General features: G+C 72.6%; 22 protein-coding genes and 1 pseudogene. 13 read left to right on the forward strand and 10 right to left on the reverse strand.

Annotated features, from left to right (window positions below; genetic code table 11):
* The 8 genes and pseudogenes from G5C65_RS02510 to pssA form a co-directional block, all read left to right on the forward strand.
* A pseudogene (locus G5C65_RS02510) lies at positions 1–200 on the forward strand (TetR family transcriptional regulator); the annotation flags it as partial.
* A gap of 364 nt (positions 201–564) precedes the next feature.
* Complete coding sequence (ccrA, locus tag G5C65_RS02515; protein ID WP_165296906.1) at positions 565–1,974, forward strand: crotonyl-CoA carboxylase/reductase; 1,410 nt, start codon at positions 565–567, stop codon at positions 1,972–1,974.
* A complete protein-coding gene (locus G5C65_RS02520; RefSeq protein ID WP_165296907.1) occupies positions 1,974–4,037 on the forward strand; it encodes a protein meaA in 2,064 nt (687 codons plus the stop codon). The genes ccrA and G5C65_RS02520 overlap by 1 nt, the downstream gene beginning before the upstream one ends.
* Entirely contained in the window at positions 4,034–5,005 is a 972-nt protein-coding gene (locus G5C65_RS02525) for an HpcH/HpaI aldolase/citrate lyase family protein (RefSeq protein WP_165296908.1), read from the forward strand. The genes G5C65_RS02520 and G5C65_RS02525 overlap by 4 nt, the downstream gene beginning before the upstream one ends.
* A gap of 2 nt (positions 5,006–5,007) precedes the next feature.
* The gene (locus G5C65_RS02530) at positions 5,008–5,520 is read left to right on the forward strand and encodes a MaoC family dehydratase (RefSeq protein ID WP_165296936.1); all 513 of its coding nucleotides are present in this window, start codon (positions 5,008–5,010) and stop codon (positions 5,518–5,520) included.
* Between the two features lies 1 nt (position 5,521).
* The gene (locus G5C65_RS02535) at positions 5,522–6,721 is read left to right on the forward strand and encodes an acyl-CoA dehydrogenase family protein (RefSeq protein ID WP_165296909.1); all 1,200 of its coding nucleotides are present in this window, start codon (positions 5,522–5,524) and stop codon (positions 6,719–6,721) included.
* Between the two features lie 177 nt (positions 6,722–6,898).
* Complete coding sequence (locus tag G5C65_RS02540; protein WP_165296910.1) at positions 6,899–7,582, forward strand: phosphatidylserine decarboxylase; 684 nt, start codon at positions 6,899–6,901, stop codon at positions 7,580–7,582.
* The gene (pssA, locus tag G5C65_RS02545; RefSeq protein WP_165296911.1) at positions 7,569–8,423 is read left to right on the forward strand and encodes a CDP-diacylglycerol--serine O-phosphatidyltransferase; all 855 of its coding nucleotides are present in this window, start codon (positions 7,569–7,571) and stop codon (positions 8,421–8,423) included. Before G5C65_RS02540 ends, pssA begins: the two co-directional genes overlap by 14 nt.
* Positions 8,424–8,652: 229 nt before the next feature.
* Here the strand turns inward: pssA and G5C65_RS02550 are convergent, their stop codons facing one another.
* The 3 genes from G5C65_RS02550 to G5C65_RS02560 form a co-directional block, all read right to left on the reverse strand.
* Positions 8,653–9,774: a glycerate kinase gene (locus G5C65_RS02550; protein ID WP_206441155.1), complete on the reverse strand. Its 1,122-nt coding sequence runs from the start codon at positions 9,772–9,774 to the stop codon at positions 8,653–8,655.
* Positions 9,775–9,865: 91 nt separating this feature from the next.
* The gene (locus G5C65_RS02555; protein WP_165296912.1) at positions 9,866–11,299 is read right to left on the reverse strand and encodes an FAD-dependent oxidoreductase; all 1,434 of its coding nucleotides are present in this window, start codon (positions 11,297–11,299) and stop codon (positions 9,866–9,868) included.
* A gap of 38 nt (positions 11,300–11,337) precedes the next feature.
* Complete coding sequence (locus G5C65_RS02560; protein WP_165296913.1) at positions 11,338–12,165, reverse strand: inositol monophosphatase family protein; 828 nt, start codon at positions 12,163–12,165, stop codon at positions 11,338–11,340.
* Between the two features lie 65 nt (positions 12,166–12,230).
* Between G5C65_RS02560 and G5C65_RS02565 the strand changes: the two genes are divergently transcribed.
* Positions 12,231–12,956 carry an SIR2 family NAD-dependent protein deacylase gene (locus tag G5C65_RS02565; RefSeq protein WP_165296914.1) on the forward strand — a complete coding sequence of 242 codons (726 nt, stop codon included), beginning with the start codon at positions 12,231–12,233 and terminating at the stop codon, positions 12,954–12,956.
* A gap of 43 nt (positions 12,957–12,999) precedes the next feature.
* Here G5C65_RS02565 and G5C65_RS02570 read toward each other — a convergent pair whose 3' ends face one another.
* Positions 13,000–13,674 carry a phenylalanine--tRNA ligase beta subunit-related protein gene (locus G5C65_RS02570; protein WP_165296915.1) on the reverse strand — a complete coding sequence of 225 codons (675 nt, stop codon included), beginning with the start codon at positions 13,672–13,674 and terminating at the stop codon, positions 13,000–13,002.
* Positions 13,675–13,873: 199 nt separating this feature from the next.
* Here G5C65_RS02570 and G5C65_RS02575 point away from each other — a divergent pair, with 199 nt between their 5' ends.
* The 3 genes from G5C65_RS02575 (at position 13,874) to htpG (ending at position 17,957) form a co-directional block, all read left to right on the forward strand.
* Positions 13,874–14,620 carry a 3-oxoacyl-ACP reductase family protein gene (locus G5C65_RS02575; RefSeq protein WP_165296916.1) on the forward strand — a complete coding sequence of 249 codons (747 nt, stop codon included), beginning with the start codon at positions 13,874–13,876 and terminating at the stop codon, positions 14,618–14,620.
* A 73-nt stretch (positions 14,621–14,693) separates the two neighbouring features.
* Complete coding sequence (locus G5C65_RS02580; protein WP_165296917.1) at positions 14,694–15,758, forward strand: lipoate-protein ligase LplAB; 1,065 nt, start codon at positions 14,694–14,696, stop codon at positions 15,756–15,758.
* Between the two features lie 225 nt (positions 15,759–15,983).
* Complete coding sequence (gene htpG / locus G5C65_RS02585) at positions 15,984–17,957, forward strand: molecular chaperone HtpG (RefSeq protein ID WP_165296918.1); 1,974 nt, start codon at positions 15,984–15,986, stop codon at positions 17,955–17,957.
* Between the two features lie 49 nt (positions 17,958–18,006).
* On the opposite strand, the gene G5C65_RS02590 is transcribed toward htpG, so the two are convergent.
* Positions 18,007–18,861 (reverse strand): NAD(P)H-binding protein, encoded by an 855-nt coding sequence (locus tag G5C65_RS02590; RefSeq protein ID WP_165296919.1) that lies wholly within the window; start codon positions 18,859–18,861, stop codon positions 18,007–18,009.
* A gap of 197 nt (positions 18,862–19,058) precedes the next feature.
* On the opposite strand from G5C65_RS02590, the gene G5C65_RS02595 reads away from it, so the two are divergent.
* A complete protein-coding gene (locus G5C65_RS02595; RefSeq protein WP_165296920.1) occupies positions 19,059–19,376 on the forward strand; it encodes a GNAT family N-acetyltransferase in 318 nt (105 codons plus the stop codon).
* Positions 19,377–19,385: 9 nt separating this feature from the next.
* Here G5C65_RS02595 and G5C65_RS02600 read toward each other — a convergent pair whose 3' ends face one another.
* The 5 genes from G5C65_RS02600 to G5C65_RS02620 all read right to left on the reverse strand — a co-directional run bounded on the left by G5C65_RS02600 (position 19,386) and on the right by G5C65_RS02620 (position 24,630).
* Complete coding sequence (locus G5C65_RS02600; protein WP_165296921.1) at positions 19,386–20,396, reverse strand: TIGR03842 family LLM class F420-dependent oxidoreductase; 1,011 nt, start codon at positions 20,394–20,396, stop codon at positions 19,386–19,388.
* 63 nt (positions 20,397–20,459) lie between these two features.
* Entirely contained in the window at positions 20,460–21,005 is a 546-nt protein-coding gene (locus G5C65_RS02605) for a DUF1707 SHOCT-like domain-containing protein (RefSeq protein ID WP_338146209.1), read from the reverse strand.
* Between the two features lie 42 nt (positions 21,006–21,047).
* Positions 21,048–22,457: a dihydropyrimidinase gene (hydA, locus tag G5C65_RS02610; protein WP_165296923.1), complete on the reverse strand. Its 1,410-nt coding sequence runs from the start codon at positions 22,455–22,457 to the stop codon at positions 21,048–21,050.
* The gene (locus tag G5C65_RS02615; RefSeq protein WP_165296924.1) at positions 22,454–23,791 is read right to left on the reverse strand and encodes an aminotransferase class III-fold pyridoxal phosphate-dependent enzyme; all 1,338 of its coding nucleotides are present in this window, start codon (positions 23,789–23,791) and stop codon (positions 22,454–22,456) included. Before G5C65_RS02615 ends, hydA begins: the two co-directional genes overlap by 4 nt.
* On the reverse strand, positions 23,788–24,630 hold the full coding sequence (locus tag G5C65_RS02620; RefSeq protein WP_165296925.1) for a nitrilase-related carbon-nitrogen hydrolase: 843 nt from the start codon (positions 24,628–24,630) through the stop codon (positions 23,788–23,790). Before G5C65_RS02620 ends, G5C65_RS02615 begins: the two co-directional genes overlap by 4 nt.
* Positions 24,631–24,692: the final 62 nt, after the last annotated feature.

Here is a 24,692-nt window from a genome sequence, read left to right on the forward strand (position 1 = left end):
GGGACGTGGAGGCCCAGCTCGACCACGCCTTCGCGATCGTACGGCGGACGTTCGGGACCGGGTTCGGCGCGAACCGGCCCGCGCGGTCCGCTGCGGCGGAGGCCGAGCGGAAGGGCGAGGTCCTGGTCACCGTGGCGCGGACGGACACTCCGCTGGAGGAGATCATGTCCACGATCGAACGGGCGCTGGCGAAGGGGTGACGTGCGGGCCCCTCGTTCTCCGCTGCGCGGCTTCCGCGGGCGGTGAGGGGCTGCCCCTCTGATCTCGTCCCGGGGCGCTCCCCGGCACCCTCCTGATCGATCATCGCTCACATGAGACGCGATGTGCCCAGTTGAGAATTTATGGCACCCGGTGTCTTGTCGACTGGCACTGCGTGTCATACCGTGAGGTCAGTCCGGGCGCTGTCCCCGCGCACCCGCCGCGCACCCGGACGCCTGCGTCACAGGCACACCCGCCACACGGCACACCCGCCACAGGGCACACACCAGGCGCCACCCCGCTCCACGCACCAGCCGAACCGACGGCACTGCCTCATACCCAACCGCGCTTCGCCGGAGGCACACCGTGAACGAGATCCTCGACGCGATCCTCGCGCCGGACACCCCACCGGAGGACTTCGCCGCCCTCCCCGTCCCCGAGGCGTACCGCGCCGTCACCGTCCACAGGGACGAGGCCGCCATGTTCGAGGGCCAGGAGACCCGGGAGAAGGATCCGCGCAAGTCGCTGCACCTCGACGAGGTGCCGGTGCCCGAACTCGGCCCCGGCGAGGCCCTGGTGGCCGTGATGGCCTCCTCCGTCAACTACAACTCCGTGTGGACCTCGATCTTCGAGCCGCTGCCCACCTTCGGGTTCCTGGAGCGGTACGGGCGCCTCTCGCCGCTCGCCGCACGGCACGACCTGCCGTACCACATCATCGGCTCGGACCTGGCCGGCGTCGTGCTGCGCACCGGCGCCGGGGTCAACTCCTGGAAGCCCGGCGACGAGGTCGTCGCGCACTGCCTGTCCGTGGAGCTGGAGGCCGCCGACGGGCACAACGACACGATGCTCGACCCCGAGCAGCGCATCTGGGGCTTCGAGACCAACTTCGGCGGCCTCGCCGAGATCGCACTGGTCAAGTCCAACCAGCTGATGCCCAAGCCGGCCCATCTGACCTGGGAGGAGGCCGCGGCGCCCGGACTGGTCAACTCCACCGCCTACCGGCAGCTCGTCTCCGGCAACGGGGCCGGGATGAAGCAGGGCGACAACGTGCTGATCTGGGGCGCCAGCGGCGGACTCGGCTCGTACGCCACCCAGTTCGCCCTCGCCGGCGGCGCCAACCCCGTCTGCGTCGTCTCCAGCCCCGACAAGGCCGAGATCTGCCGCCGGATGGGCGCTACGGCGATCATCGACCGGAAGGCCGACGGGTACCGGTTCTGGAAGGACGGGCACCAGCAGGACCCCCGCGAGTGGAAGCGGTTCGGCAAGCGGATCCGCGAGCTGACCGGCGGCGAGGACGTCGACATCGTCTTCGAGCACCCCGGCCGGGAGACCTTCGGTGCCTCCGTCTACGTCACCCGCAAGGGCGGCACCATCGTCACCTGCGCCTCCACCTCCGGCTACGAGCACACCTACGACAACCGCTATCTGTGGATGTCGCTCAAGCGGATCGTCGGCTCGCACTTCGCCAACTACCGCGAGGCGTGGGAGGCCAACCGGCTGATCGCCAAGGGGAAGATCCATCCGACCCTCTCCAAGACCTACCCCCTGGAGGAGACCGGTCAGGCCACCTACGACGTGCACCGCAATCTGCACCAGGGCAAGGTCGGCGTCCTCGCCCTCTCCCCCCGCGAGGGGCTCGGCGTGCGCGACCCGGAGACCCGCGAGCGGCACGCCGACGCGATCAACCTGTTCCGCGACGCCGAAGGCGAGCGGACCGGCGGGCACAGCCGCGATGCCGAAGGCGAGCGGGCCGGCGGGCACAGCGGGGACGTGTGATGGGGGCCAAGGACCGGCCCTGGCTGATGCGGACGTACGCCGGGCACTCCACGGCCGAGGCGTCCAACGAGCTCTACCGCCGCAACCTCGCCAAGGGCCAGACGGGGCTCTCGGTCGCCTTCGACCTGCCGACCCAGACCGGCTACGACCCGGACCACGTCCTCGCGCGCGGGGAGGTGGGGCGGGTCGGGGTGCCGGTCTCCCATCTGGGGGACATGCGACGGCTGTTCGACGGCATCCCGCTCGACCGGATGAACACCTCGATGACCATCAACGCCACCGCGATGTGGCTCCTGGCGCTCTACCAGGTGGTCGCCGAGGAGCAGGGCGCGGATGTCTCCCAGCTCCAGGGGACGACGCAGAACGACATCGTCAAGGAGTATCTGTCGCGCGGCACCCATGTCTTCCCGCCGGGCCCGAGCCTCCGGCTGACGACGGACATGATCGCGTACACCGTCGCGCACATCCCCAAGTGGAACCCCGTCAACATCTGCAGCTACCACCTCCAGGAGGCCGGGGCCACCCCGGTCCAGGAGATCGCCTACGCGATGTCCACCGCGATCGCCGTGCTGGACGCGGTGCGGGACAGCGGTCAGGTGCCGCCGGAGCGGTTCGGGGACGTCGTCGCGCGGATCTCGTTCTTCGTCAACGCCGGCGTCCGGTTCGTCGAGGAGATGTGCAAGATGCGGGCCTTCACCCGTATCTGGGACCGGATCACCGGTGAGCGCTACGGCATCACCGAGCCCAAGCAGCGCCGCTTCCGGTACGGCGTCCAGGTCAATTCCCTCGGGCTGACCGAGGCCCAGCCGGAGAACAACGTCCAGCGCATCGTGCTGGAGATGCTGGCCGTGACGCTGTCCAAGGACGCGCGCGCCCGCGCCGTGCAGCTCCCGGCCTGGAACGAGGCGCTCGGCCTGCCCCGCCCCTGGGACCAGCAGTGGTCGCTGCGGATCCAGCAGGTGCTGGCGCACGAGAGCGACCTGCTGGAGTACGAGGACCTGTTCGCCGGGTCGCACGTGGTCGAGAAGAAGGTGGACGCGCTGGTCGGCGAGGCCGAGGCGGAGATGGCGCGGATCGAGGAGATGGGCGGGGCGATGGCGGCCGTGGAGTCCGGCTACCTCAAGTCGCAGCTCGTCGCCTCGCACGCGGAGCGCCGCTCCCGGATCGAGTCGGGCGAGGAGACCATCGTGGGTGTGAACGCCTACGAGTCCACCGAGCCCAGCCCGCTCACCGCCGACCTGGACACGGCCATCATGACCGTGGACCCGGCCGGCGAGACCGCGGTGGTCACAGCGGTGCAGGAGTGGCGCGAGACGCGCGACGCGCCGTTCTGGCGGGAGGGGGCGCGCGAGCCGGGACTGCACCCGAGCGCCGCGCAGGCGCTGCGGCAGCTCAAGGAGGCCGCCGGCACCGACGCCAATCTGATGGAGGCCACGCTGGAGTGCGCCCGTACGGGCGTGACGACCGGCGAGTGGGCGGGGGCGCTGCGGGAGGTGTTCGGCGAGTTCCGCGCGCCGACCGGGGTGGGCGGCGCGCCGGTCGCCGTTCCGGCCGAGGAGGGCTCGCCGCTGGCCGCCGTACGCGCCGCCGTGGACCGCACGGCCGCCGAGCTGGGCACCGGCAGGCTGCGGCTGCTGGTCGGCAAGCCGGGGCTGGACGGACACAGCAACGGCGCCGAGCAGATCGCCGTACGCGCCCGCGACGCCGGCTTCGAGGTGGTCTACCAGGGGATCCGGCTCACCCCCGAGGAGATCGTCTCGGCGGCCGTCGCGGAGGACGTGCACTGCGTCGGCCTGTCCATCCTCTCCGGCTCACACGCCGAGCTCGTGCCGGATGTGCTGGACCGGCTGCGCCTGGCGGGCGCCGCGGACCTGCCCGTCATCGTGGGCGGCATCATCCCGACCGCGGACGCCCGCGCCCTGCGGGAGGCCGGCGTCGCCGCGGTCTTCACCCCGAAGGACTTCGGCATCACGGAGATCATCGGCCGTATCGTCGAAGAGATCCGGACAGCCGGCCGTCTCGACCCGCTGGACCAGCCCGACCCCCTGGAGGTCTCCCTATGACCGAGGTCAACCGGCAGCGCGCACTCCGCCCGCGCCGCTCCTGCCTGGCGGTGCCGGGCAGCAACCCGCGCTTCCTGGAGAAGGCCCAGGGACTGGCCGCCGACCAGGTCTTCCTGGACCTGGAGGACGCCTGCGCGCCGCTGGCGAAGCCGGAGGCGCGGCACACCGTCGTGAAGTTCCTCAACGAGGGCGACTGGAGCGGCAAGACGCGCGTGGTGCGGGTCAACGACTGGACCACCGAGTGGACGTACCGCGATGTGGTGACGGTCGTGGAGGGCGCGGGCCCGAACCTGGACTGCGTGATGCTGCCGAAGGTGCAGACAGCCGACCAGATCGTCGCGCTGGACCTGCTGCTCACCCAGATCGAGAAGACCATGGGCTTCGAGGTCGGCGGGATCGGCATCGAGGCGCAGATCGAGAACGCGCGCGGGCTGGAGAACGTGAACGAGATCGCCGCCGCGTCCCCCCGCACCGAGACGATCATCTTCGGGCCCGCGGACTTCATGGCGTCCATCAATATGCGGTCGCTGGTGGTGGGCGAGCAGCCGCCGGGCTACCCGGCCGACGCGTACCACTACATCCTGATGAAGATCCTGATGGCGGCCCGCGCCAACGACCTCCAGGCGATCGACGGCCCCTACCTCCAGATCAAGAACGTGGACGGCTTCCGCGAGGTCGCCTCCCGGGCCGCGGCGCTCGGCTTCGACGGCAAGTGGGTGCTGCACCCGGGCCAGGTCGAGGCGGCCAACGAGGTCTTCGCGCCGTCCCAGGAGGACTACGACCACGCCGAGCTGATCCTCGACGCGTACGCGTACTACACCTCCGAGGAGGGCGGCAAGAAGGGCTCGGCGATGCTCGGCGACGAGATGATCGACGAGGCCAGCCGCAAGATGGCCCTGGTCGTGGCGGGCAAGGGCCGCGCCGCTGGGCTGGCCCGCACCTCGGCGTTCACCCCTCCGGAGGCATGACCATGCAGTTCGGCCGCACCTTCGAGGAGTTCACCGTCGGCGAGACCTACCGGCACTGGCCCGGCAAGACGGTCACCGAGTACGACGACCATCTGTTCTGCCTGCTGACCATGAACCACCACCCGCTCCATCTGGACGCCAACTACGCGGAGTCCACCACCGACTTCGGCCGGAACGTGGTGGTCGGCAACTATGTGTACTCGCTGCTGCTCGGCATGTCGGTGCCGGACGTGTCCGGCAAGGCCATCGCGAACCTGGAGGTCGAGTCGCTGCGGCATGTGGCGCCGACCTTCCACGGCGACACGATCTACGGCGAGACGACCGTGCTCGACAAGACCCCGTCGAAGTCGAAGAGCGACCGCGGGGTCGTCCATGTGGAGACCCGGGGCCACAACCAGGACGGCACCCTCGTGTGCGTCTTCCGGCGCAAGGTGATGGTGCCCACCGAGGCGTACATCGAGGAGCGGGGCGGCGAGCAGCCGGGCCGGCCCGCGCCGCGCGAGAGGGGGGAGTGAGATGGGGCGTCTCGCGCAGACCGAGGGCCTGACGGAGGTCCAGCGGGACATTCTCGCCACGGTCCGGAGTTTCGTCGACAAGGAGATACTCCCGGTCGCCACGGAACTGGAACACCGGGACGAGTACCCGACCGCGATCGTGGAGGGCCTGAAGGAGCTGGGCGTCTTCGGGCTGATGATTCCCGAGGAGTACGGCGGGCTCGGGGAATCGCTGCTCACTTACGCGCTGTGCGTGGAGGAGATCGCGCGCGGCTGGATGAGCGTGTCGGGCATCATCAACACCCACTTCATCGTTGCGTACATGATCAAGCAGCACGGCACCCAGGAGCAGAAGGACCACTTTCTGCCGAGGATGGCCACCGGCGAGGTCCGCGGCGCCTTCTCGATGTCGGAGCCGGGGCTCGGCTCGGACGTGTCGGCCATCACCTCCAAGGGCGAGCGGGACGGCGACGCGTTCGCCCTCACCGGGCAGAAGATGTGGCTGACGAACGGGGGCTCGTCAACCCTCGTCGCGGTGCTGTGCCGTACGGATGAAGGGCAACCGGAGGATTCTGCTCCGCATCGGTCGATGACGACGTTCCTGGTCGAGAAAGAGCCAGGCTTCGGCCAGGTACGCCCGGGGCTTATGATTCCGGGCAAGATTGACAAAATGGGATATAAGGGCGTCGACACCACCGAGCTCGTCATGGAGGGGCTGCGGGTGCCCGCCGACCGGGTGCTGGGCGGCGCGACCGGGCGCGGCTTCTATCAGATGATGGACGGCGTCGAGGTCGGCCGGGTGAATGTCGCGGCGCGTGGCTGCGGCGTCGCACAGCGTGCGTTCGAGCTGGGAATCGACTACGCACAGCAGCGGCACACCTTCGGAAAGCCGATCGCGCAGCACCAGGCCATTCAGTTCAAGCTCGCCGAGATGGCCACGAAGGTGGAGGCCGCACACGCCCTGATGGTCGGCGCGGCGCGCAAGAAGGACTCCGGGCAGCGCAACGACCTGGAGGCGGGCATGGCGAAATATCTCGCCTCCGAGTACTGCAAGGAGGTCGTGGAGGACGCCTTTCGCATCCACGGCGGGTACGGTTTCAGCAAGGAATACGAGATCGAGCGGCTCTACCGGGAGGCGCCGATGCTGCTGATCGGTGAAGGAACCGCCGAGATTCAGAAAATGATCGTGGGCCGACGCCTGCTGGAGGAGTACCGTTCCTAGGATCGAATGTCCTTTTCGGGGCGTTTTCCCGGGAGCCGGGACCACGCCCCGGACAGGGGCTCCGGCCGCTGACTGGCCCGCTGGCTTGCCCAGTTGCCATCAGAAACCGATAGCATCCCGGGAAGGCCGCCGTCCCCTTGTCAACCTACGCGGCACCCTCCGCTACGAAGGTCATCCATGCCCCATATCCCGTCCTCCGCACCCAGCGGCACCCTCAGCGGCTCCACCGCCGGCGGCACACCCCGCGGTGTACGGCTGGCGCGCGGCGCCTCCCCCTGGCTCTGGCCGGCGCTCGCCACGGCGGCCGTCAGCCTCGTCCGCGCCCGCCGCTCGCGGCGGGCCGCGGCGGTCGCGGTGCCCGCTGCCGCGCTGGCGGCGGGCGCGCTGTGGTTCTTCCGCGACCCGGAGCGCGAGATCTCCCGGGGCCGGGTGATCTCCCCGGCGGACGGCGTGGTGCAGAGCATCATGCCGTGGCAGGACGGCCGCACCCGGATCGCCATCTTCATGAGCCCGCTGAACGTCCATGTCAACCGCGCCCCGCTCGCGGGCGCGGTGGCCTCCGTGGAGCATGTGCCCGGCGGCTTCGTGCCCGCCTTCAACAAGGAGAGCGAGCACAACGAGCGCGTCGTCTGGCACTTCGACACCGAACTGGGCGACATCGAGATGGTGCAGATCGCGGGCACGGTGGCCCGGCGCATCGTCCCGTACATCGAGCAGGGCGCCAAGGTCGAGCAGGGCGAGCGGATCGGGCTGATCCGGTTCGGTTCGCGGGTGGACGTCTATCTGCCCGAGGGGATCGAGGCCGCCGTCGAGGTCGGCCAGGCCACGACAGCGGGGGTGACACGCCTTGACCGTGATTGATCCCGATACCCAGGCCGCCTGGGTCCCCGAGTCCGGCGAGGACGACGACGCGGACGAGATGCCGCTGTCCACCCGGCTCTCAATAGCGGACACGCTCACCCTGGGCAACGCCACCTGCGGCTTCATGGCCGTCTACTTCACCACGACCGGGGTGCTCATCCCGCACCTGACCGGCAGCGAGGACGGCGGCATGGCCCGGCACAGCGCCGCCACCGCCGTGGTGCTGATGCTGATGGCCTCCGTCTTCGACCTGTTCGACGGGCTGGTCGCGCGGAAGCTGCGCAGCTCGGCGATGGGCGCCGAGCTGGACAACCTCTCCGACCTGATCAGCTTCGGGCTGGCGCCCGCGTACTTCGTGGTCGTGTGGGGCATGGTGGCCAACGACGCGCACCAGCGGGTCGGGGTCGCCGCCGCGATCATCGTGCTGCTGGCGGTGGTGCTGCGGCTTGCGAGATTCTCCTGCGTGACCCTGCGGGACGGCATCTTCCAGGGGATGCCCAGCCCCTTCGGGGCGTTGACGGTCGTCTCGATCGTGCTGCTGGAGCTGCCGTTCCTGCCGACCGTGCTGGCGATCGTGGGCGTCGCCTGGCTGATGGCGAGCCGGGTGGAGTACCCCAAGCCGCGAGGGCGGCTGGCGGTGGCCATGCTGTCCTGGATCATGCTGAGCATGGGGCTGCTCGCGGCCTGGGCCTTCGGGGTGCCGGGGGGCGAGCTGCTGCTGCAGACCGGGTGCGCGCTCCAGGTGGTGCTCGGTGCGGTGATTCCGCTGTTCGCCACGGCGCGGCGCGTGCACGCCTTCCGGGACAACCGGCGGGAAGCACGGGCGACAGCGCAGAGCTGAGGTTTTCGCAGAGCCACGGTGCTCTCCGCCCCGCCCTGGCGCCCCGAAGGGGCGCGGGGAACTGCGCGCCCAGCCACAGAACACGCGCGGACTGGCACGCACCACGGGGGCAGCCCGGTCCCAGGGATCTGAGACCGGGCTGCCCCCGTGTGTGCTTCGCAGCCCGCGGGCGCGCGGCGGCTTGGCGCGCAGTTCCCCGCGCCCCTTTCGGGGCGCCAGGGCGGGGCGGTTACGTCAGGTAGTCCTTGGCCAGCTGCTTCGCGGCGCGCTCCAGCAGGGGGCCCGCCTGGGCGACGCAGCGATCGGCATCCGGCTCCAGGTCCGTCAGCGCGTACGCCCGCTCGATGCCCGCGGACTTCAGCTCCCGCTTCCCGATCGAGAGCCGCCCGCAGACGGCGAACGCCGTCTTGCCCGCCTTCCGGGCCGCCGCCGCGACCCCCGCGGGCGCCTTCCCGTGCAGCGTCTGCTCGTCCAGCGACCCCTCGCCGGTGACCACCAGGTCCGCGCGGGCGATGGCGTCCGCCACGCCCAGCTCCTCCATCAGCACCTCGATGCCGGGCCGGAAGCGGGCGCGCAGCGCGACCAGCGCGCCGAAGCCGAGGCCGCCCGCGGCGCCCGCGCCGGGCGACTCCGCGCGCTCCGTCTCGCCGAGGACCTCCGCGAAGTGGCGCAGCGCCGCGTCCAGGACCTCCACGTCCGTCTCGCCGGCGCCCTTCTGCGGGCCGTAGACGGCGGCGGCGCCCTTGGCGCCGGTCAGCGGGTTGTCGACGTCGCTCGCCAGCACCACGGCGACGTCGGCCAGCCGCGGGTCGAGCGTGGTCAGATCGGCGGTGGCCAGCTCGCGCAGCGGGCCGCCGCCGTGCGGGACCGGGTCGCCGTCCTCGTCCAGCAGCCGGGCGCCGAGCGCGGCGAGCATGCCCGCGCCGCCGTCCGTGGACGCGGAGCCGCCGACGCCGAGGACGATGTGCCGGGCTCCCGCGTCCACCGCGGCCAGGAGCAGTTCGCCGACGCCGTAGGTCGTCGCCGTCAGCGGTGCGAAGACCTTCGGCGGCAGATGTCTGAGCCCCGCCGCCTCGGCCATCTCCACGACGGCCGTGCCGTCCCGGAGGGCGTACGCGGCCGTCACGGGGGCGCCCAGCGGCCCGGTCACCTCCGCCTCGTGCCGGGTGAAGCCCGCGGCCACGGCGGCGTCCACCGTGCCGTCGCCGCCGTCCGCGACCGGCACGGACTCCACCACCGCGTCGGCGCGGACCGCCAGGATCCCGGCCGTGACGCGTTCGGCGACCTCGACGGCCGTCAGCGATCCCTTGAACTTGTCGGCCGCGATCAGCACTCGCGCCGTCGTCGTCATATGTCTGCCCCTGGGTCTCTCTGCGTTCGAACAGGCAGTCGCGCCGATGTGACCCTATCCGCTGTCACGGGCGCCGTCAGGAGCACCCGCGTCACGGGCGCTCGCGAAGCCGCCGCCACACCGCCCGCGCCGCGTGGTGGCCCGCCATGCCGTGCACTCCCGGACCCGGCGGGGCCGCCGAGGAGCACAGGAAGACGGCGGGGTGCGCCGTGGTGTACGGGACGCGGGTCAGCTTGGGGCGGATCAGCAGCCGCAGCCCGGCGGCGGAGCCGCAGGCGATGTCGCCGCCCACGTAGTTGGCGTTGCGCGCGGCGAGCTGCGGCGGCCCGGCGACGGCGCGGGCCAGCACCCGGTCCCGGAAGCCGGGCGCGAAGCGTTCGAGCTGGCGCTCGACGGCGTCGGTGGCGTCGCCCTCCCAGCCGTTCGGGACATGGCCGTACGCCCAGAACACGTGTTTGCCCTCGGGGGCGCGGGAGGGGTCGACCAGGCTGGGCTGGGCGGTGATCAGGAAGGGCCGGTCCGGTGCGCGTCCCAGGGTGGTGGCGGTGTGCAGCGCGGTGTCGATGTCGCCGAGGGCGGGTCCGACGTGCACGGTCCCGGCGCGGCGGGCCTGGGGCGCGGTCCAGGGGACGGGGCCGTCCAGGGCGTAGTCGACCTTGAAGACGCTGGCGCCGTAGCGGACGCCGTCGTAGGCGCTGCCCAGGCCCGCGATCCGGGCGAGCGCCGTCGGCGACGTGTCGAACACGTACGCGCGCGCCGGCGGCAGCTCGTCCAGCCGCCTGACCTCGACGCCGGTGTGGACCGTGCCGCCGAGGGCGCGCAGATAGCCGGCGAGCGCGTCCGAGATCGCCTGCGAGCCGCCGCGCGGCAGGGGCCAGCCGTGGGCGTGCGCGGCGAGCGCGAAGACGAGTCCTGGCGCGGTCATGAAGGGGTTGCGCACCGAGGCGATGACGTGCCCGGAGAGCCCGGCGAGCAGCGCCCGCGCCTTCTCACCGCGGAACCGGAGCCTGCCCTGCCAGGTGACCGGCAGCAGCCCGTTCAGGCCGAACCGGGCCAGCAGCACCGGGCTGCGCGGCAGCCGTCCGTCGCACAGCGAGCCGAAGCCGAGGAAGTCGGCGGCCAGCTCATCCCAGCGGCCGGTGAACGGCTCGACGAGGCGGCGGTACGCGCCCGCGTCCCGCACCCCGAGCGAGGCGGCGGTCTCGCCGACGGAGTGTGCGAGCACCGCCGCCGAGCCGTCCGGGAAGGGGTGCGCCAGGGGGAGTTCGGGGTGCAGCCACTGAAGCCCGTACCGGTCCAGCGGCATGGCGCGGAAGGCGGGCGAGCCCGCGCCCGTGGGGTGCACGGCGGAGCAGGTGTCGTGCCGGAAGCCGGGCAGGGTCAGCGCCTCGGTACGGGCCCCGCCCCCCACCGTCTCCGCCGCCTCGAACAGTTCGACGGACATGCCGCGGCGGGCGAGTTCGACGGCCGCCGTCAGCCCGTTGGGTCCGGCTCCGACGACGACCGCGTCCCGGATGGTTCGCACTCTCGGCTCCCCTCACCCCTGCGCCCTGCGTGGCATGGTCAGTTGCCGTCGCGCAGCAGCCCCACCATACGCCGCGCCGTGCGCGCGTCCCGTGCCGCGGTCAGGGGCAGCGCGTTGCCGCCCGCGAGGCGGAACGGCTCCCCGGCCAGCGTGCAGGAGGCGCCGCCCGCCTCCGCGACGAGCAGCAGCCCGGCCGCGTGGTCCCAGGCGGCCTCCCAGGTGTAGGCGACGGCGTCCAGCGCGCCGCTCGCCACGGCCAGGTACTCCAGTCCCGCCGAGCCGGTCGGGCGGGTCCGCACCCCTTCCGTACGCAGCCCGCGCAGCGCCTCCTCCTGGGCCGGGTCGGTGAAGTCGGGGTGCGAGACGGCCACCTCCAGCACGGCGCCGGGCGCCGGCGACCCGGCCGCCAGCGCCTCCCCGTCGAGCAGCGCGCCGCCCCGGCGGCGGGCCGTCGCCATCCGCCCCTTCGGCCCCTGCGCGGGCGCGTACACCCAGGCCGCCAGCGTCTCGCCGTGGTGGGCGAGCGCGACCATGGTGGCGAAGCCCTCCTCGCCGCGTACGAACTGGCGGGTGCCGTCGACCGGGTCGATGATCCAGACGGGTGCGTCGCCGCTGAGCGCGGCATAGCCGGCGGGCCGCGCGTGCACGCCCTCCTCGCCGACCACCACCGAGCCCGGCAGCAGCGCGGTCAGCTCCGCGCCGAGGTACGCCTCGGCGCGCTGGTCCGCGACGGTGACCAGATCGTGCGGCCCGCTCTTGGCCGTGACCTCGTCCTCGGCGAGCCGCCGCCAGCGCGGCATGACCTCCGCGGCCGCCGCGTCCCGCACCGCCTGCTCCGCCGCCGCCATCAGCGCATCGTCGATCATGCGCTCATTATGGCCGTCCCGGGCCGCCCGGGGCCGCCCCGGACCGGCTGTCCTACCCTGGCGCCATGTCCCTCGCGATGCCCCTGGTGGCGATTCTCAGCGGCGCAGGCATCTCCACCGACTCGGGAATCCCCGACTACCGCGGTCCGCAGGGCCTGTGGCGGCGGGATCCGGAGGCGGAGAAGCTGGTGACATACGGGCCGTACATGGCCGACCCGGAGATCCGCCGGCGCTCCTGGCGGATGCGGCTGGAGTCGCCCGCGTGGCGGGCCCGGCCGAACGCCGCGCACCGGGCCGTGGCCGAGCTGGAGCGGACCGGCACTCCGGTGCGCGTCCTCACCCAGAACACCGACGGGCTGCACCAGGCCGCCGGGCTCCCCGGTCGCAAGGTGCTGGAGCTGCACGGGAGTTCCCGGACGGTGCTGTGCACGGCGTGCGGGGTGCGCGGACCCATGGCGGACGCGCTGGCCCGGGTGGCGGCGGGCGAGCCGGATCCGGCGTGCGAGCTGTGCGGCGGCATCCTGAAGTCGGCCACGGTGATGTTCGGGCAGGCCCTCGACACGGAGGTGCTGGCCGAGGCGGTGGCGGTGGCACGGGCCGCGGACGTCTTCCTGGCGGTGGGCACGAGCCTGCAGGTGCAGCCCGCGGCGTCGCTGGCCGGGACGGCGGCGGAGGAGGGGGCCCGGCTGATCATCGTCAACGGCGAGCCGACGCCGTACGACGCGCTGGCCGACGAGGTGATCCGGGACCCCATCGGCACCGCGCTCCCGGACCTGCTCCGCCGCCTGTGAGGGACGGTCCCCGCTCCTTCGCCCGCGCCCCTATCCTCCGCGCCTAGGCGCGGAGGACGCGGGTCGCCGTGGGCACCTCCAGCGCGTCCGCGAGGTCGCGGCCGGCCGCCTCCAGGGCCGCGTCGTCCATCGCGCCGAGCGCGTCCAGGATGAAGACGGCGCGGGTCGTCCGGGTCGTCAGCCGCGTCCGCACGCACTGCCGCCAGTTCCAGCGGCGGCAGGTGACGCCCGCGTCGTCGCGCCAGACGACCTCGCCGGGACGCGGGTTCTCCACCACCGGCTCACCGCCCGACATCAGCTCGAACGGCTCGGTGCCGTCGGCCCGGGTGAGCCGCAGCGGGCCCGCGTAGTGGTCCAGGTCCTCGCCGCCCAGCGGAACGACGTGGGAGACGGAGACCGCGTTGTAGAGGTCCGTGAGCCGGTCGATACGCGGCAGCCCCTCCCCCGCGCGCCGCAGCAGCGCGTCCACGCTCGGCCGGGTCCGCTTCGGTTTGGCGCCGAACGCGCGGAACGCCTCCCGCCACTCCGCGACATGCGGATGCTCCTCCGGGTCGCACGCCTTCGCCTCGGCCTCCGCGAGCAGCTCCTCGCTGCGGGCGTCGCCGGGGCCGGGCCGCAGGCCCTCGGCGACGATCAGCAGCGCCCGGTAGTCCGGGCGCAGCGCGCTCACGGACGGGTCGATGGAGGCCCCCGCCAGCCACTCCTCCGCGGTACTCACTGCTACCTCGCTCCTCTCCGCTGACTCCGCTGTTCCCGCTGCCGCAACAGTTCAACGCACTGTACCAGGAGGTTCAGTGTGACCGACTCGGGACGCGGCGTCCATTTCCCGCCAGCACCGGGCAGCGGCCCGCCCGAAGATCGGAGTGTGTTCACCGGCCGCACGGAAGCGGCCGACAGCGAGAGGGAGTTGGACAGCCATGAGCAAGGGATCACTCGCCGGGAAGGCCGCACTCGTCACAGGGGGCAGCCGGGGCATCGGGGCCGCCACCGCGCTGCGGCTCGCCGAGGAGGGCGCCGATGTGGCGCTCACCTACACGGCGGCGCCGCAGCGGGCGACCGACGTCGTCGCCCGGATCAAGGCGGCGGGCGCCCGCGCCCACGCGATCCGCGCGGACCTCGGGGACGCCACGTCGGCGCAGACGGCGGTGGAGGAGGCGGTCGCCGAGTTCGGGCGGCTCGACATCCTGGTCAACAACGCGGGGGCCGCGGCCATGGGCCCCCTGGAGGAGACCTCCGTCCAGGACGCGGCGCACGTGCTCCGCGTCAATGTGCGGGGCCCGTATCTGGTGGCGCGCGCGGCGGTGCCGCACCTGCCGGCGGGCGGCCGGATCATCAACGTGGCCAGCTGCATCGCCGAGCATGTGCCGTTCCCCGGGATGACGCTGTACGCGATGAGCAAGGCGGCCGTGACCGGGCTGACCAAGGGGCTGGCGCGGGAGCTCGGCGGCCGCGGCATCACCGTCAACCAGGTCGCTCCGGGCCCCGTCGACACGGACATGAACCCGGCCTCGGGCGAGGGCGCCGAGGCGCAGGCAGCGCTCACCGCGCTGGGCCGCTACGGGGAGCCGGAGGAGGTCGCGGACGCGGTCGCCTATCTCGCGGGGGACGGCGCCCGCTACGTCTCCGCCGCGTCCCTGGCGGTGGACGGCGGTTTCACCGCCTGAGCCGCCGGGAACAGGCGCGGGCCCCGCCGGGTTACCGTGAGGGCGGTTTCGGCGGAGCGAGAAGCGGAGCGTCATGCACGGCGAGTACAAGGTCCCCGGCGGCAAGCTGGTGGTGGTCGACCTCGACAACCACGGCGGCACCCTGCGGAACGTCCGGGTCGCGGGGGACTTCTTCCTGGAGCCCGACGAGGCGCTGGCCGCCATCGACCGGGCGCTGGAGGGCGCTCCCGCCGACGCGGACGCGGCGGCGCTAGCCGCCCGCGTCGAGGCCGCGCTGCCCGAGGGCACGGTGATGTACGGCATCACCGCCGAGGGTGTGGCGGTCGCCGTGCGGCGGGCGCTCGCCCGCGCCACGGACTGGACCGACTACGACTGGCAGCTCATCCACGAGGCGCCGCAGCCGCCGGCCCTGCATATGGCGCTGGACGAGGTCATCACGGGCGAGGTCGCCGCGGGACGCCGCCCGCCGACGCTCCGGGTCTGGGAGTGGGGCGCCCCGGCCGTGATCCTGGGCAGCTTCCAGTCCCTGCGGAACGAGGTCGACCCGGACGGCGCCGAGCGGCACGGCGTCAGTGTGGTCCGGCGGGTCTCCGGGGGCGGGGCGATGTTCGTCGAGGAGGGGAACACGATCACCTACTCCCTCTCCGTGCCCGCCTCCCTGGTCTCGGGCCTGTCCTTCGCGGACTCCTACGCCTACCTGGACGACTGGGTGCTGGGCGCGCTCGGCGACATGGGGGTCAAGGCGTGGTACCAGCCGCTCAACGACATCGCGACCGAGGCGGGCAAGGTCGCCGGTGCCGCGCAGAAGCGGATGGTCGGGCCGGACGGCGGCCCCGGCGCCGTGCTGCACCACGTGACCATGGCCTATGACATCGACGCGGACAAGATGCTCGACGTCCTCCGCATCGGGAAGGAGAAGCTGTCGGACAAGGGCACGGCCTCGGCCAAGAAGCGGGTCGACCCGCTCCGCCGGCAGACCGGGCTCCCCCGCGAGGCCGTCATCGACCGCATGATCGGCTCTTTCCGCAGCCGGTACGGTCTGACGCGCGGGCGGATAGCGCCGCGGGAGCTGGAGAGCGCACAGGAGCTGGCCGCGGCGAAGTTCGGCAGCGAGGCGTGGACCGCGCGCATCCCGTAGCGAGGGGTCCGCGCCCCGCAGGGGGCTCGGGGCGCGTGCCCATGAGCAGCCCCCGCCGGGCACAATTCGCAGTCCGGAAGCGTTCAAGGTGGCGCGCGCCCCGGTCGAACAGGCAAGATCTGGTCCACGGGGGCGCGGCGCAGTGCGCCCACAGGCGGTCCGCCGTACGGAGAGGCGGCGGTCCCGCTTCGACGTGATGATGAGGTGCTCTCCGGGAGGACTGCTGTGACCGGCAAAGTCGAGACGCACGAGTTCCAGGCCGAATCCCGCCAGCTGCTGCAGCTGGTGGTGCACTCGGTCTACTCCAACAAGGACATCTTCCTGCGGGAGTTGATCTCCAACGCCTCCGACGCCCTGGACAAGCTGCGGCTGGAGTCGCTGCGCGACAGCGACCTCGGCGCGGACACGTCGGACCTGCACATCGCGCTGGAGACCGACGCCGAGGCCCGCACCCTGACCGTGCGGGACAACGGCATCGGGATGTCGCGGGAGGAGGTGACGAGTCTGATCGGCACCATCGCCAAGTCCGGCACCGCGGAGTTCGTCCGCAAGCTGAAGGAGGCGAGCGAGAACAAGGACGCGGCCGCCTCGGCCGATCTCATCGGCAGCTTCGGCGTCGGCTTCTACTCCAGCTTCATGGTCGCCGACAAGGTCACCCTGGTGACCCGGCGGGCCGGTGAGCAGACCGGAACCCGCTGGGAGTCGGCCGGCGAGGGGACGTACGAGCTGCAGGCCCTCGACGAGGCGCCGCAGGGCACGGCGGTGACCCTGCATCTGAAGCCCGAGGACGCCGAGGACCGCCTGTTCGACTACACGGACACGGGCCGGCTGCGGCAGATCGTCCGCCGGCACTCGGACTTCATCCCCTGGCCGGTGCGCACCACCGTGGAGCGCCCCGGCAAGGGCGAGGGCGAAGACGAGGGCGAGGGCGAAGGCGAAGACGCCGGGCCGCAGCAGACCGTCGAGACGCTCAACTCGATGAAGGCGCTGTGGGCCCGGTCCCCCGAGGACATCTCCGAGGAGGAGTACAAGGAGTTCTACCGGCACGTCGGCCACGACTGGACGGATCCGCTGGAGACGATCCACACCCGGGCCGAGGGGACCTTCGAGTACCAGGCGGTGCTCTTCATCCCCTCCCACGCGCCGCTGGACCTCTACCAGCAGGACGGCAAGGGCGGGGTGCACCTGTATGTGCGGCGGGTGTTCATCATGGACGACTGCACCTCGCTGCTCCCGGACTATCTGCGGTTCGTCAAGGGCGTGGTCGACGCGCAGGACCTGTCGCTCAACGTCTCGCGGGAGGCACTGCAGCAGGACCGCCAGATCCAGCTCATGCACCGCAGGCTGGTCAAGAAGATCCTCTCCACCGTCAAGTCGATGCGGACCAAGGACGCCGAGCGCTACCGCACCTTCTGGCGGGAGTTCGGCCCGGCGATGAAGGAGGGGCTGCTCTCCGACTTCGACAACCGGGAGACGCTGCTGGACCTCGCCTCCTTCCCCTCCACCCACGACCCCGAGGAGCAGACCAGCCTGCGCGACTACGTCTCCCGGATGAAGGAGGGCCAGGAGCACATCTACTTCCTCACCGGCGAGTCGCGCGCCCGCCTGGAGAACAGCCCGCACATCGAGGCGTTCCAGGCCAAGGGCTACGAGGTGCTGCTGCTCACCGACCGGGTCGACGAGGTGTGGGCGGAGCAGATCCGCGAGTTCGAGGGCACTCCGCTGCAGTCGATCGCCAAGGGCCAGGTCGACCTGGACGCGGACGGGGACGGCGAAGGCGAGGACGCCCAGGAGCGGTCCGCCGAGGAGCAGCAGCGGGAGCAGGACTTCGAGCCGCTGCTGGGCTGGCTGGGCACCGCGCTGGGCGACGATGTGAAGGAGGTGCGGCTGTCCTCCCGGCTGACCACGTCGCCCGCCTGCATCGTCGGCGACGCCCACGACGTCACGCCGAACCTGGAGAAGATGTACCGGGCGATGGGCCAGGAGCTGCCGCGCATCAAGCGCATCCTGGAGCTCAACCCGGGGCACGATCTGGTGGCCGGGCTCAAGGACGCGCACACGGCGAACACCGAGGACCCGGCCCTGAAGGAGACCGCCGAGCTGCTGTACGGGATGGCGCTGCTGGCCGAGGGCGGCGAGCTGGCCGACCCGGCGCGCTTCACCCGCCTGCTGGCGACCCGGCTGGCCGCCGCCCTCTGACCGCACGGGCTCCGGTCCGGCCCGCCCGGACCGGAGCCCGCTCCGGGCGTCAGCGGAAGTCCCCCGCGTGGTCCGCCGCCCAGTCCCGGAAGCCGCGCGGCGGGCGCCCCATGATCGCGGGGAATGCGCCGTCCACCGGCTCCGGCTCGGCCTCCATGGCGGCGTGCGCCTGGAGGATGGCGTCCGCGACGTCCTCGGGCAGGCCCATCGCGGCCAGATTCCCGACCGCCTCCGCGTGCGGGACCTCCTCGACCCGCAGGGTGCGGCCCAGCACCTCGCCGAGGGTGTGCACCTGCTCGGCCTGGGTCAGCGTCCGCGGGCCGGTCAGCACCGGCCTGGCGCCGAGCAGTTCGTCCGTCAGCAGCGCCCGGACGGCGACGGCCGCGATGTCGGCCTCGTGGATCAGCGAGCGCCCGGCACCCGGGTAGGGCACCCGCACGGTGTCGCCCGCGCGGATCTGCTCCGCCCACTCCAGGGTGTTGGCGGCGAAGCCGCCGGCGCGCAGCAGCGTCCACTCCTCGGCCCCCGCGCGGACCAGCCGCTCCAGGACGGTGTGGAAGCCCAGGATCCCCTCCTCCGGCGGCACCGCGTCGTCGTCCTGGACGCCCGTGGCCGACAGGTAGACGACGCGCCGCGCGTGCCGGGTGAGGACCGGGACGACGTCCTCGGCGCCCTCCGGGCCGAAGAGCGGCCACATCAGGAAGACCGACTCGACGCCGTCGAGCGCCGGGGGCAGGCTCGCGGGGTCGGTGAGGTCGCCCCGTACGGCCTGCACGCCGTCCGGCAGGACGGCCCGCGCCCGCTCGGGGTCCCGCGCCAGCGCGCGGACGGGCGCTCCCGCGGCGCTGAGCTGCGCGGCGACCTGGCCGCCGACCTTGCCGGTGGCTCCGGTGACGAGAATCATGAGGTGCTCCTTCGCTCGGTCCGTACCGCGCCGCGCACCCGGCCGGGCGGCGGCTCGTACGCAGGAGCCTCCTACTTCAATCGAACTTCAAGTCAACACGCGCTTCCGTCACCCCGCGGAGCGGCCCGCCTTGCCCGGCACCCGCACGCGGCCCACGCTGACCCCGTGGTCCCCCACACACACCACCGGAGAGCGCCATGGCAGACGCAGCGGACGCCGGGGTCGAGATCAGCGACAACCCGGCCGAGGAGCGGTTCGAGGCCCGGATCGGCGGCACCCTGGCGGGGCTCGCCCAGTATCTGCGCTCCGCCGACGTCATCGCCTTCACGCACACGGAGGTGGACCTGGCGCACGAGGGCCGCGGGGTGGGCAGCGCGCTGGCCCGCGGCGCGCTGGACGCGGCCCGGGAGGCGGGGCTGAAGGTGGTGCCGGTCTGCCCGTTCTTCGCCGGCTACATCCGCAAGCACCCCGAGTACCAGCCGCTGGTCCACGAGAAGGGTGACGGCGCCCCCTGAGGAGCGCCCTCACCCGAGCGCCGGGATGACGCCGGTGGCGTACGCCGCCACCGTGTCCTCCTTCGCGTCGTGCATGGCGTACAGCGCGAACTGGTCGACGCCCAGCTGCGCGAGCTCGCGCAGCCGTGCGACATGGAGCTGCTCGGGCCCGATCAGGCAGAAGCGGTCCACGACCGCGTCGGGGACGAACGCCGTGTCGGGGTTGCCGGCGCGGCCGTGGTGCGCGTAGTCGTAGCCCTCGCGCTCCTTGATGTAGGCGGTGAGCGCCGAGGGCACCAGGTCGGAGCCCGCGCCGTAGCGGGCCACCAGATCCGCGACATGGTTGCCGACCATCCCGCCGAACCACCGGCACTGCTCCCGCGCGTGCGCCAGCGCCTGCGGGGTGTCGGAGCAGACGTACGCGGGCGCGGCCACGCAGATCGTGAGCTCCGCCGGGTCCCGCCCCGCGTCCCGCGCGGCGGTCCGTACGGCGCGGACCATCCACGCGGTCAGCGCGGGGTCGGCCAGCTGCAGGATGAAGCCGTCCGCGGCGCGGCCCGCGAGGGCGAGCGCCCTGGGCCCGTAGCCGGCCATCCACACCGGCAGCCGCCCGTCCCGCACCCACGGCAGCCGCATCGGCGTGCCGTCGACGACGGCCTCGCGGCCCTCGGCGAGGTCGCGGATCGCGGCCATGGCCTCGCCGAGCCGGGCCAGCGTGGCCGGCTCGCGCCCCGCGACCCGCAGCGCGGAGTCGCCGCGCCCGATGCCGCAGACGGTGCGGTTGCCGTACATCTCGTTGAGCGTGGCGAAGGTGGAGGCGGTGACCTCCCAGGCGCGGGTGCCGGGGTTGGTCACCATGGGGCCGACGGTCATCCCGGTGGTGCGGGCGAGGATCCGGCTGTGGATGACGTACGGCTCCTGCCACAGCACCGGGGAGTCGAACGTCCAGCCGTAGCGGAACCCGCCCCGCTCGGCGCGGGACATCAACTCGACGGTGGCCGAGCCGGGCGGATCGGTCTGCAGCACGAGCCCGAAGTCCATGACGGCCTCCTCAGCGCGGGACGGGACACGGGATGTCGGTGGCGGCGCGTGGGGGGTACGGCGTCAGGCACGGCTCCGGTGGCGTATCCGCAGCCGCCCGTAGCCCATCGTTCCGGTGACCCGGATGTGCGGGCCGCCCGGCTCGGTCCACCGGGGAGCCCGGTGGACCGGCTGCTTCCAGTGGGCGGTCAGGCCGTCGTAGTCGACCGTCGCGCCGGGCGGGAGGATGAGGCGGGCCCCGCCGAATTCGAGCTGGAGCTCGATGTCGACGACGGGGTGCTCGACGGCCGTGCGGGACAGGTCCAGAACGACCTTGGCCATCCTGGACTCGATCCGCAGGACGCGGGGCACCCGCCACGCGCCCTGCCGCCGGATCCGCCCGCCGACGGCCCTGATCTCGACCGTGGCGGCCGGGGTCGCGGCCTCCGCGCCGGGGACGGCGTCCAGGGCCGCGGCCAGCTCCTCGTCCGTGGTGGCGGTCAGCGCGGTCTGGAGCCTGTGGTCCATCTCGTCGGCCGGGATGCTGCCCGCGGCAAACGCCTCCTGGAGGCGTGCGACCGCGGAGTCGCGCACGCTTTCGGAGATCCGCGGCGGTGGTTTCTCTGGCACGGAGGACACTCCTCGACTCTGGGCGCGCGGCGGCCCATGTGATCAGTACGGATACTGGCAGTTGGCCCGCGGGGTGTACCAGCCGTGGCCGGCGCGCCCCGTGTACTGCCCATCCTCCACGATCACCACTCCGCGCGAGAGCACCTTGTCGACCCGGCCGGTGATCCGCTTGCCCTCGTACGCCGAGTAGTCGACGTTCATATGGTGGGTCCGGGCCGAAATCGTCTGCTCGGCCCCGGGGTCGTAGAGCACGATGTCCGCGTCCGCGCCGGGCGCGATGGTGCCCTTCTTCGGATACAGGCCGAACATCCGGGCCGGCGCCGCACAGGCGACCTCGATCCAGCGGCGGCGGGTGAGGTGCCCGTCGACGACGGCCTGGTGCAGCAGGTCCATGCGGTTCTCCACCCCCGGCATCCCGTTGGGGATCTTGGAGAAGTCGCCCCGGCCCAGCTCCTTCTGGCCCTGGAAGCAGAACGGGCAGTGGTCGGTGGAGACCACCTGCAGATCGCCGGTGCGCAGCGACCGCCACAGCGCCGCCTGGTGCTCGCGCGGGCGCAGCGGCGTGGAGCACACGTACTTGGCGCCCTCGAAGTCCGGCTCGGCGAGGTTGTCCGCGGACAGGAACAGATACTGCGGGCAGGTCTCGCCGAACACCGCCAGGCCCTCGTCCCGGGCGCGGACCAGCTCGGCGACCGCCTCCTGCGCCGAGACGTGCACCACGTAGACGGGGGCGCCCGCGACCTGGGCGAGCCGGATCACCCGGTGGGTGGCCTCGGCCTCCAGCAGCGCCTTGCGGACCTCGCCGTGGTGCCGGGGGTCGGTCTCACCGCGCTGCAGGGCCTGTTCGACGAGGACGTCGATGGCGAGGCCGTTCTCCGCGTGCACCATGATCAGGCCGCCGTTGAGGCCCGCGCGCTGCATGGCGCGGAAGATCTGGCCGTCGTCGGAGTAGAACACCCCGGGGTAGGCGGTGAACAGCTTGAAGGAGGTCACGCCCTCCTCGACCAGCCCGTCCATCTCCTTGAGGGTGGACTGGTTCACATCCGACATGATCATGTGGAAGGCGTAGTCGACGGCGCACTTGCCCTCCGCCTTGGCGTGCCACAGGTCCAGCCCCTCGCGCAGCGCGCGGCCCTTGGTCTGCACGGCGAAGTCCACCACGGTGGTGGTGCCGCCCCAGGCCGCGGCCCGGGTGCCGGTCTCGAAGTCGTCGGAGGAGAACGTCCCGCCGAACGGGAAGTCCATATGGGTGTGCGCGTCGACGCCGCCCGGGATGACATAGCGGCCGGTGGCGTCGATGGTGCGCTCGGCGGTCAGGGCCTCGGCCGCCGCGCTGCGGTGCGCCGCCAGCGCGGCGACGCGCCCGCCCTGGACGAGGACGTCGGCGTGCAGCTCGTCGGAGGCGGTGATGACGAGGCCGCCCCGGATGACGGTGGACTCGGGTGCGGTCATGGTGTGGCCTTCCCTCCCAGCTCGGTCTCGGCGGTGCGCAGGGCGCGGCCGAGGACGTCGGCGCCGTGCTCGGCCTCGGCGACGGTGAGCGAGAGCGGCGGCGCGATCCGCAGCACGCTCGCGGTGGCGTGGCCGCCGCCCTTGCCGACCAGGACACCGTCCCGCCGGGCGGCCTCCAGCACCAGGGACGCCGCCCGGGGCGAGGGGTCGTCGGTGCCGGGCAGCACCAGCTCGACGCCGATCATCAGGCCCCGGCCGCGCACCTCGCGGACGACACCGAGCCCGGCGGCCGCGGACCGCAGCCGCTCCAGCAGCAGCCCGCCGACGCGCCGCGCGTTGCCCTGCAGATCGTGCTCCAGCAGGTACGCGAGGTTGGCGCCCGCCGCCGCCATGGTGACGGGGCTGCCGCCGAAGGTCGAGATGGAGCCGGCGTCGAGGCTGTTCATGACCTCGGCACGGGCGATGACCCCGCCGACCGACATGCCGTTGCCGATGCCCTTGGCGAAGGTGACGATGTCCGGCGGCCCCGCGGTGTCGTGGGCCTGCCAGCCCCAGAAGTGGTCGCCTGTCCTCCCCCACCCCGTCTGCACCTCGTCGCTGATCCAGAGGATGCCGTGCCGCTGGAGGACCTCGCGGAACGCGGCGTACAGCCCGTCGGGCGGGGAGGTGAACCCGCCGACGCCCTGCACGGGTTCGGCGATCAGCGCGGCGACATCACCGCGGGTCTGGCCGAGCAGGTCCTCCAGGTCGGCGACGCAGGCGGCGGTGAACGCCGCGTCGTCCAGGTGGGCGAACGGGCCGCGGGTGCGCACCCCGCCGTGCGCGTACAGCGTCTGGAACGGGGAGAGCGAGGTCGGGGACCAGGAGCGGTTGCCGGTGAGGGCGACGGTGGAGAACGAGCGGCCGTGGTAGCTGTTGCGCATCGCCAGGACCTGGCGGGAGCCGCGGTAGGCGGTGGCGAGCAGCAGCGCGGTGTCGTTGGCCTCGGTGCCGGAGGTGGTGAAGAAGACCCGTGCGTCCGGGATGCCGGAGAGCGCCGCGATCCGCTCGGCCAGCTCCACCATGGGGCGGTTGAGGTAGAGGGTGGAGGTGTGCAGGATCCGCCCGGCCTGCTCGCTGACGGCCTTGCCGACCTCGGGCAGGGCGTGGGCCGTCATGGTGGTGAGGATGCCGCCGAAGAAGTCGAGGTAGCGGTTGCCCTCGGCGTCCTGGACGTGCCGCCCCTCGCCGTGGGTGAGCTCCAGCGGGCGGTCGTAGTAGAGCGCGAGCCAGTCCGGCAGCACGGCGCGGTGGCGGGCGTGCAGCTCCTGGTGGGGGCTCTCGTGTGCGGTCACGGCTGCACCAGTCCTCCGTACGCGTCCGGCCGCCGGTCCCGGTAGAAGGCCCACTGCCGCCGCACCTCGTCGATCAGGGCGAAGTCGAGGTCGCGGACGACCAGGGCCTCCGCGCGGTCGCTCGCCACCTCCCCTACGAACTGCCCACGCGGGTCCACGAAATAGCTCGTTCCGTAGAAGTCGTTGTCGCCGTACTCCTCGGCGCCGACGCGGTTGATGGCGGCGACGAAGTACTCGTTGGCGACGGCGGCGGCCGGCTGCTCCAGCTGCCACAGATACGCGGACAGGCCGCGCGAGGTGGCGGACGGGTTGAAGACGAGCTGGGCGCCCGCGAGGCCGAGCGCGCGCCAGCCCTCGGGGAAGTGCCGGTCGTAGCAGATATTGACCCCGATCCGGCCGGCGGCGGTCTCGAAGACGGGCCAGCCGGTGTTCCCCGGGCGGAAGTAGAACTTCTCCCAGAAGCCCTCGACCTGCGGGATGTGGTGCTTGCGGTAGGTGCCGAGGACGGTGCCGTCGGCGTCGATGACGGCGGCGGTGTTGTAGTAGAACCCGGAGCCGTCCTCCTCGAAGACGGGCGCGACGACCACCATGCCGGTCTCCCGCGCGAGGGCCCGCATCCGGTGGACCGTCGGCCCGTGCGGCACCGGCTCGGCCCACCGGTAGTGCGCCGCGTCCTGCACCTGGCAGAAGTACGGCGCGTTGAACACCTCCTGGAAGCCGATGACCCGGGCGCCCTGCCGGGCCGCGTCGCGGGCGTGCTCCTCGTGCTTGGCGACCATGGACTCGGTGTCGCCGGTCCAGGTGGCCTGGACCAGCGCGGCGCGTACAACCTCGGGCATGAGCAGCTCCTTCGACAGAGGTCGACAGCCCGTTCGACACGCGTAGACATGCGTGAGGGTGT

This window comes from Streptomyces boncukensis (assembly GCF_011045075.1).
Classification (GTDB): Bacteria; Actinomycetota; Actinomycetes; order Streptomycetales; family Streptomycetaceae; genus Streptomyces; species Streptomyces boncukensis.

Excerpts from the sequence above, each read along its gene's own strand:
- G5C65_RS02520 (WP_165296907.1), top strand. The coding sequence starts at position 1,974 with ATGGGGGCCAAGGACCGGCCCTGGCTGATGCGGACGTACGCCGGGCAC.
- G5C65_RS02525 (WP_165296908.1), top strand. The coding sequence starts at position 4,034 with ATGACCGAGGTCAACCGGCAGCGCGCACTCCGCCCGCGCCGCTCCTGC.
- G5C65_RS02530 (WP_165296936.1), top strand. The coding sequence starts at position 5,008 with ATGCAGTTCGGCCGCACCTTCGAGGAGTTCACCGTCGGCGAGACCTAC.
- G5C65_RS02535 (WP_165296909.1), top strand. The coding sequence starts at position 5,522 with ATGGGGCGTCTCGCGCAGACCGAGGGCCTGACGGAGGTCCAGCGGGAC.
- G5C65_RS02540 (WP_165296910.1), top strand. The coding sequence starts at position 6,899 with ATGCCCCATATCCCGTCCTCCGCACCCAGCGGCACCCTCAGCGGCTCC.
- G5C65_RS02550 (WP_206441155.1), bottom strand. The coding sequence starts at position 9,774 with ATGACGACGACGGCGCGAGTGCTGATCGCGGCCGACAAGTTCAAGGGA.
- G5C65_RS02560 (WP_165296913.1), bottom strand. The coding sequence starts at position 12,165 with ATGATCGACGATGCGCTGATGGCGGCGGCGGAGCAGGCGGTGCGGGAC.
- G5C65_RS02565 (WP_165296914.1), top strand. The coding sequence starts at position 12,231 with ATGTCCCTCGCGATGCCCCTGGTGGCGATTCTCAGCGGCGCAGGCATC.
- G5C65_RS02575 (WP_165296916.1), top strand. The coding sequence starts at position 13,874 with ATGAGCAAGGGATCACTCGCCGGGAAGGCCGCACTCGTCACAGGGGGC.
- G5C65_RS02580 (WP_165296917.1), top strand. The coding sequence starts at position 14,694 with ATGCACGGCGAGTACAAGGTCCCCGGCGGCAAGCTGGTGGTGGTCGAC.
- G5C65_RS02590 (WP_165296919.1), bottom strand. The coding sequence starts at position 18,861 with ATGATTCTCGTCACCGGAGCCACCGGCAAGGTCGGCGGCCAGGTCGCC.
- G5C65_RS02595 (WP_165296920.1), top strand. The coding sequence starts at position 19,059 with ATGGCAGACGCAGCGGACGCCGGGGTCGAGATCAGCGACAACCCGGCC.
- G5C65_RS02600 (WP_165296921.1), bottom strand. The coding sequence starts at position 20,396 with ATGGACTTCGGGCTCGTGCTGCAGACCGATCCGCCCGGCTCGGCCACC.
- hydA (WP_165296923.1), bottom strand. The coding sequence starts at position 22,457 with ATGACCGCACCCGAGTCCACCGTCATCCGGGGCGGCCTCGTCATCACC.
- G5C65_RS02620 (WP_165296925.1), bottom strand. The coding sequence starts at position 24,630 with ATGCCCGAGGTTGTACGCGCCGCGCTGGTCCAGGCCACCTGGACCGGC.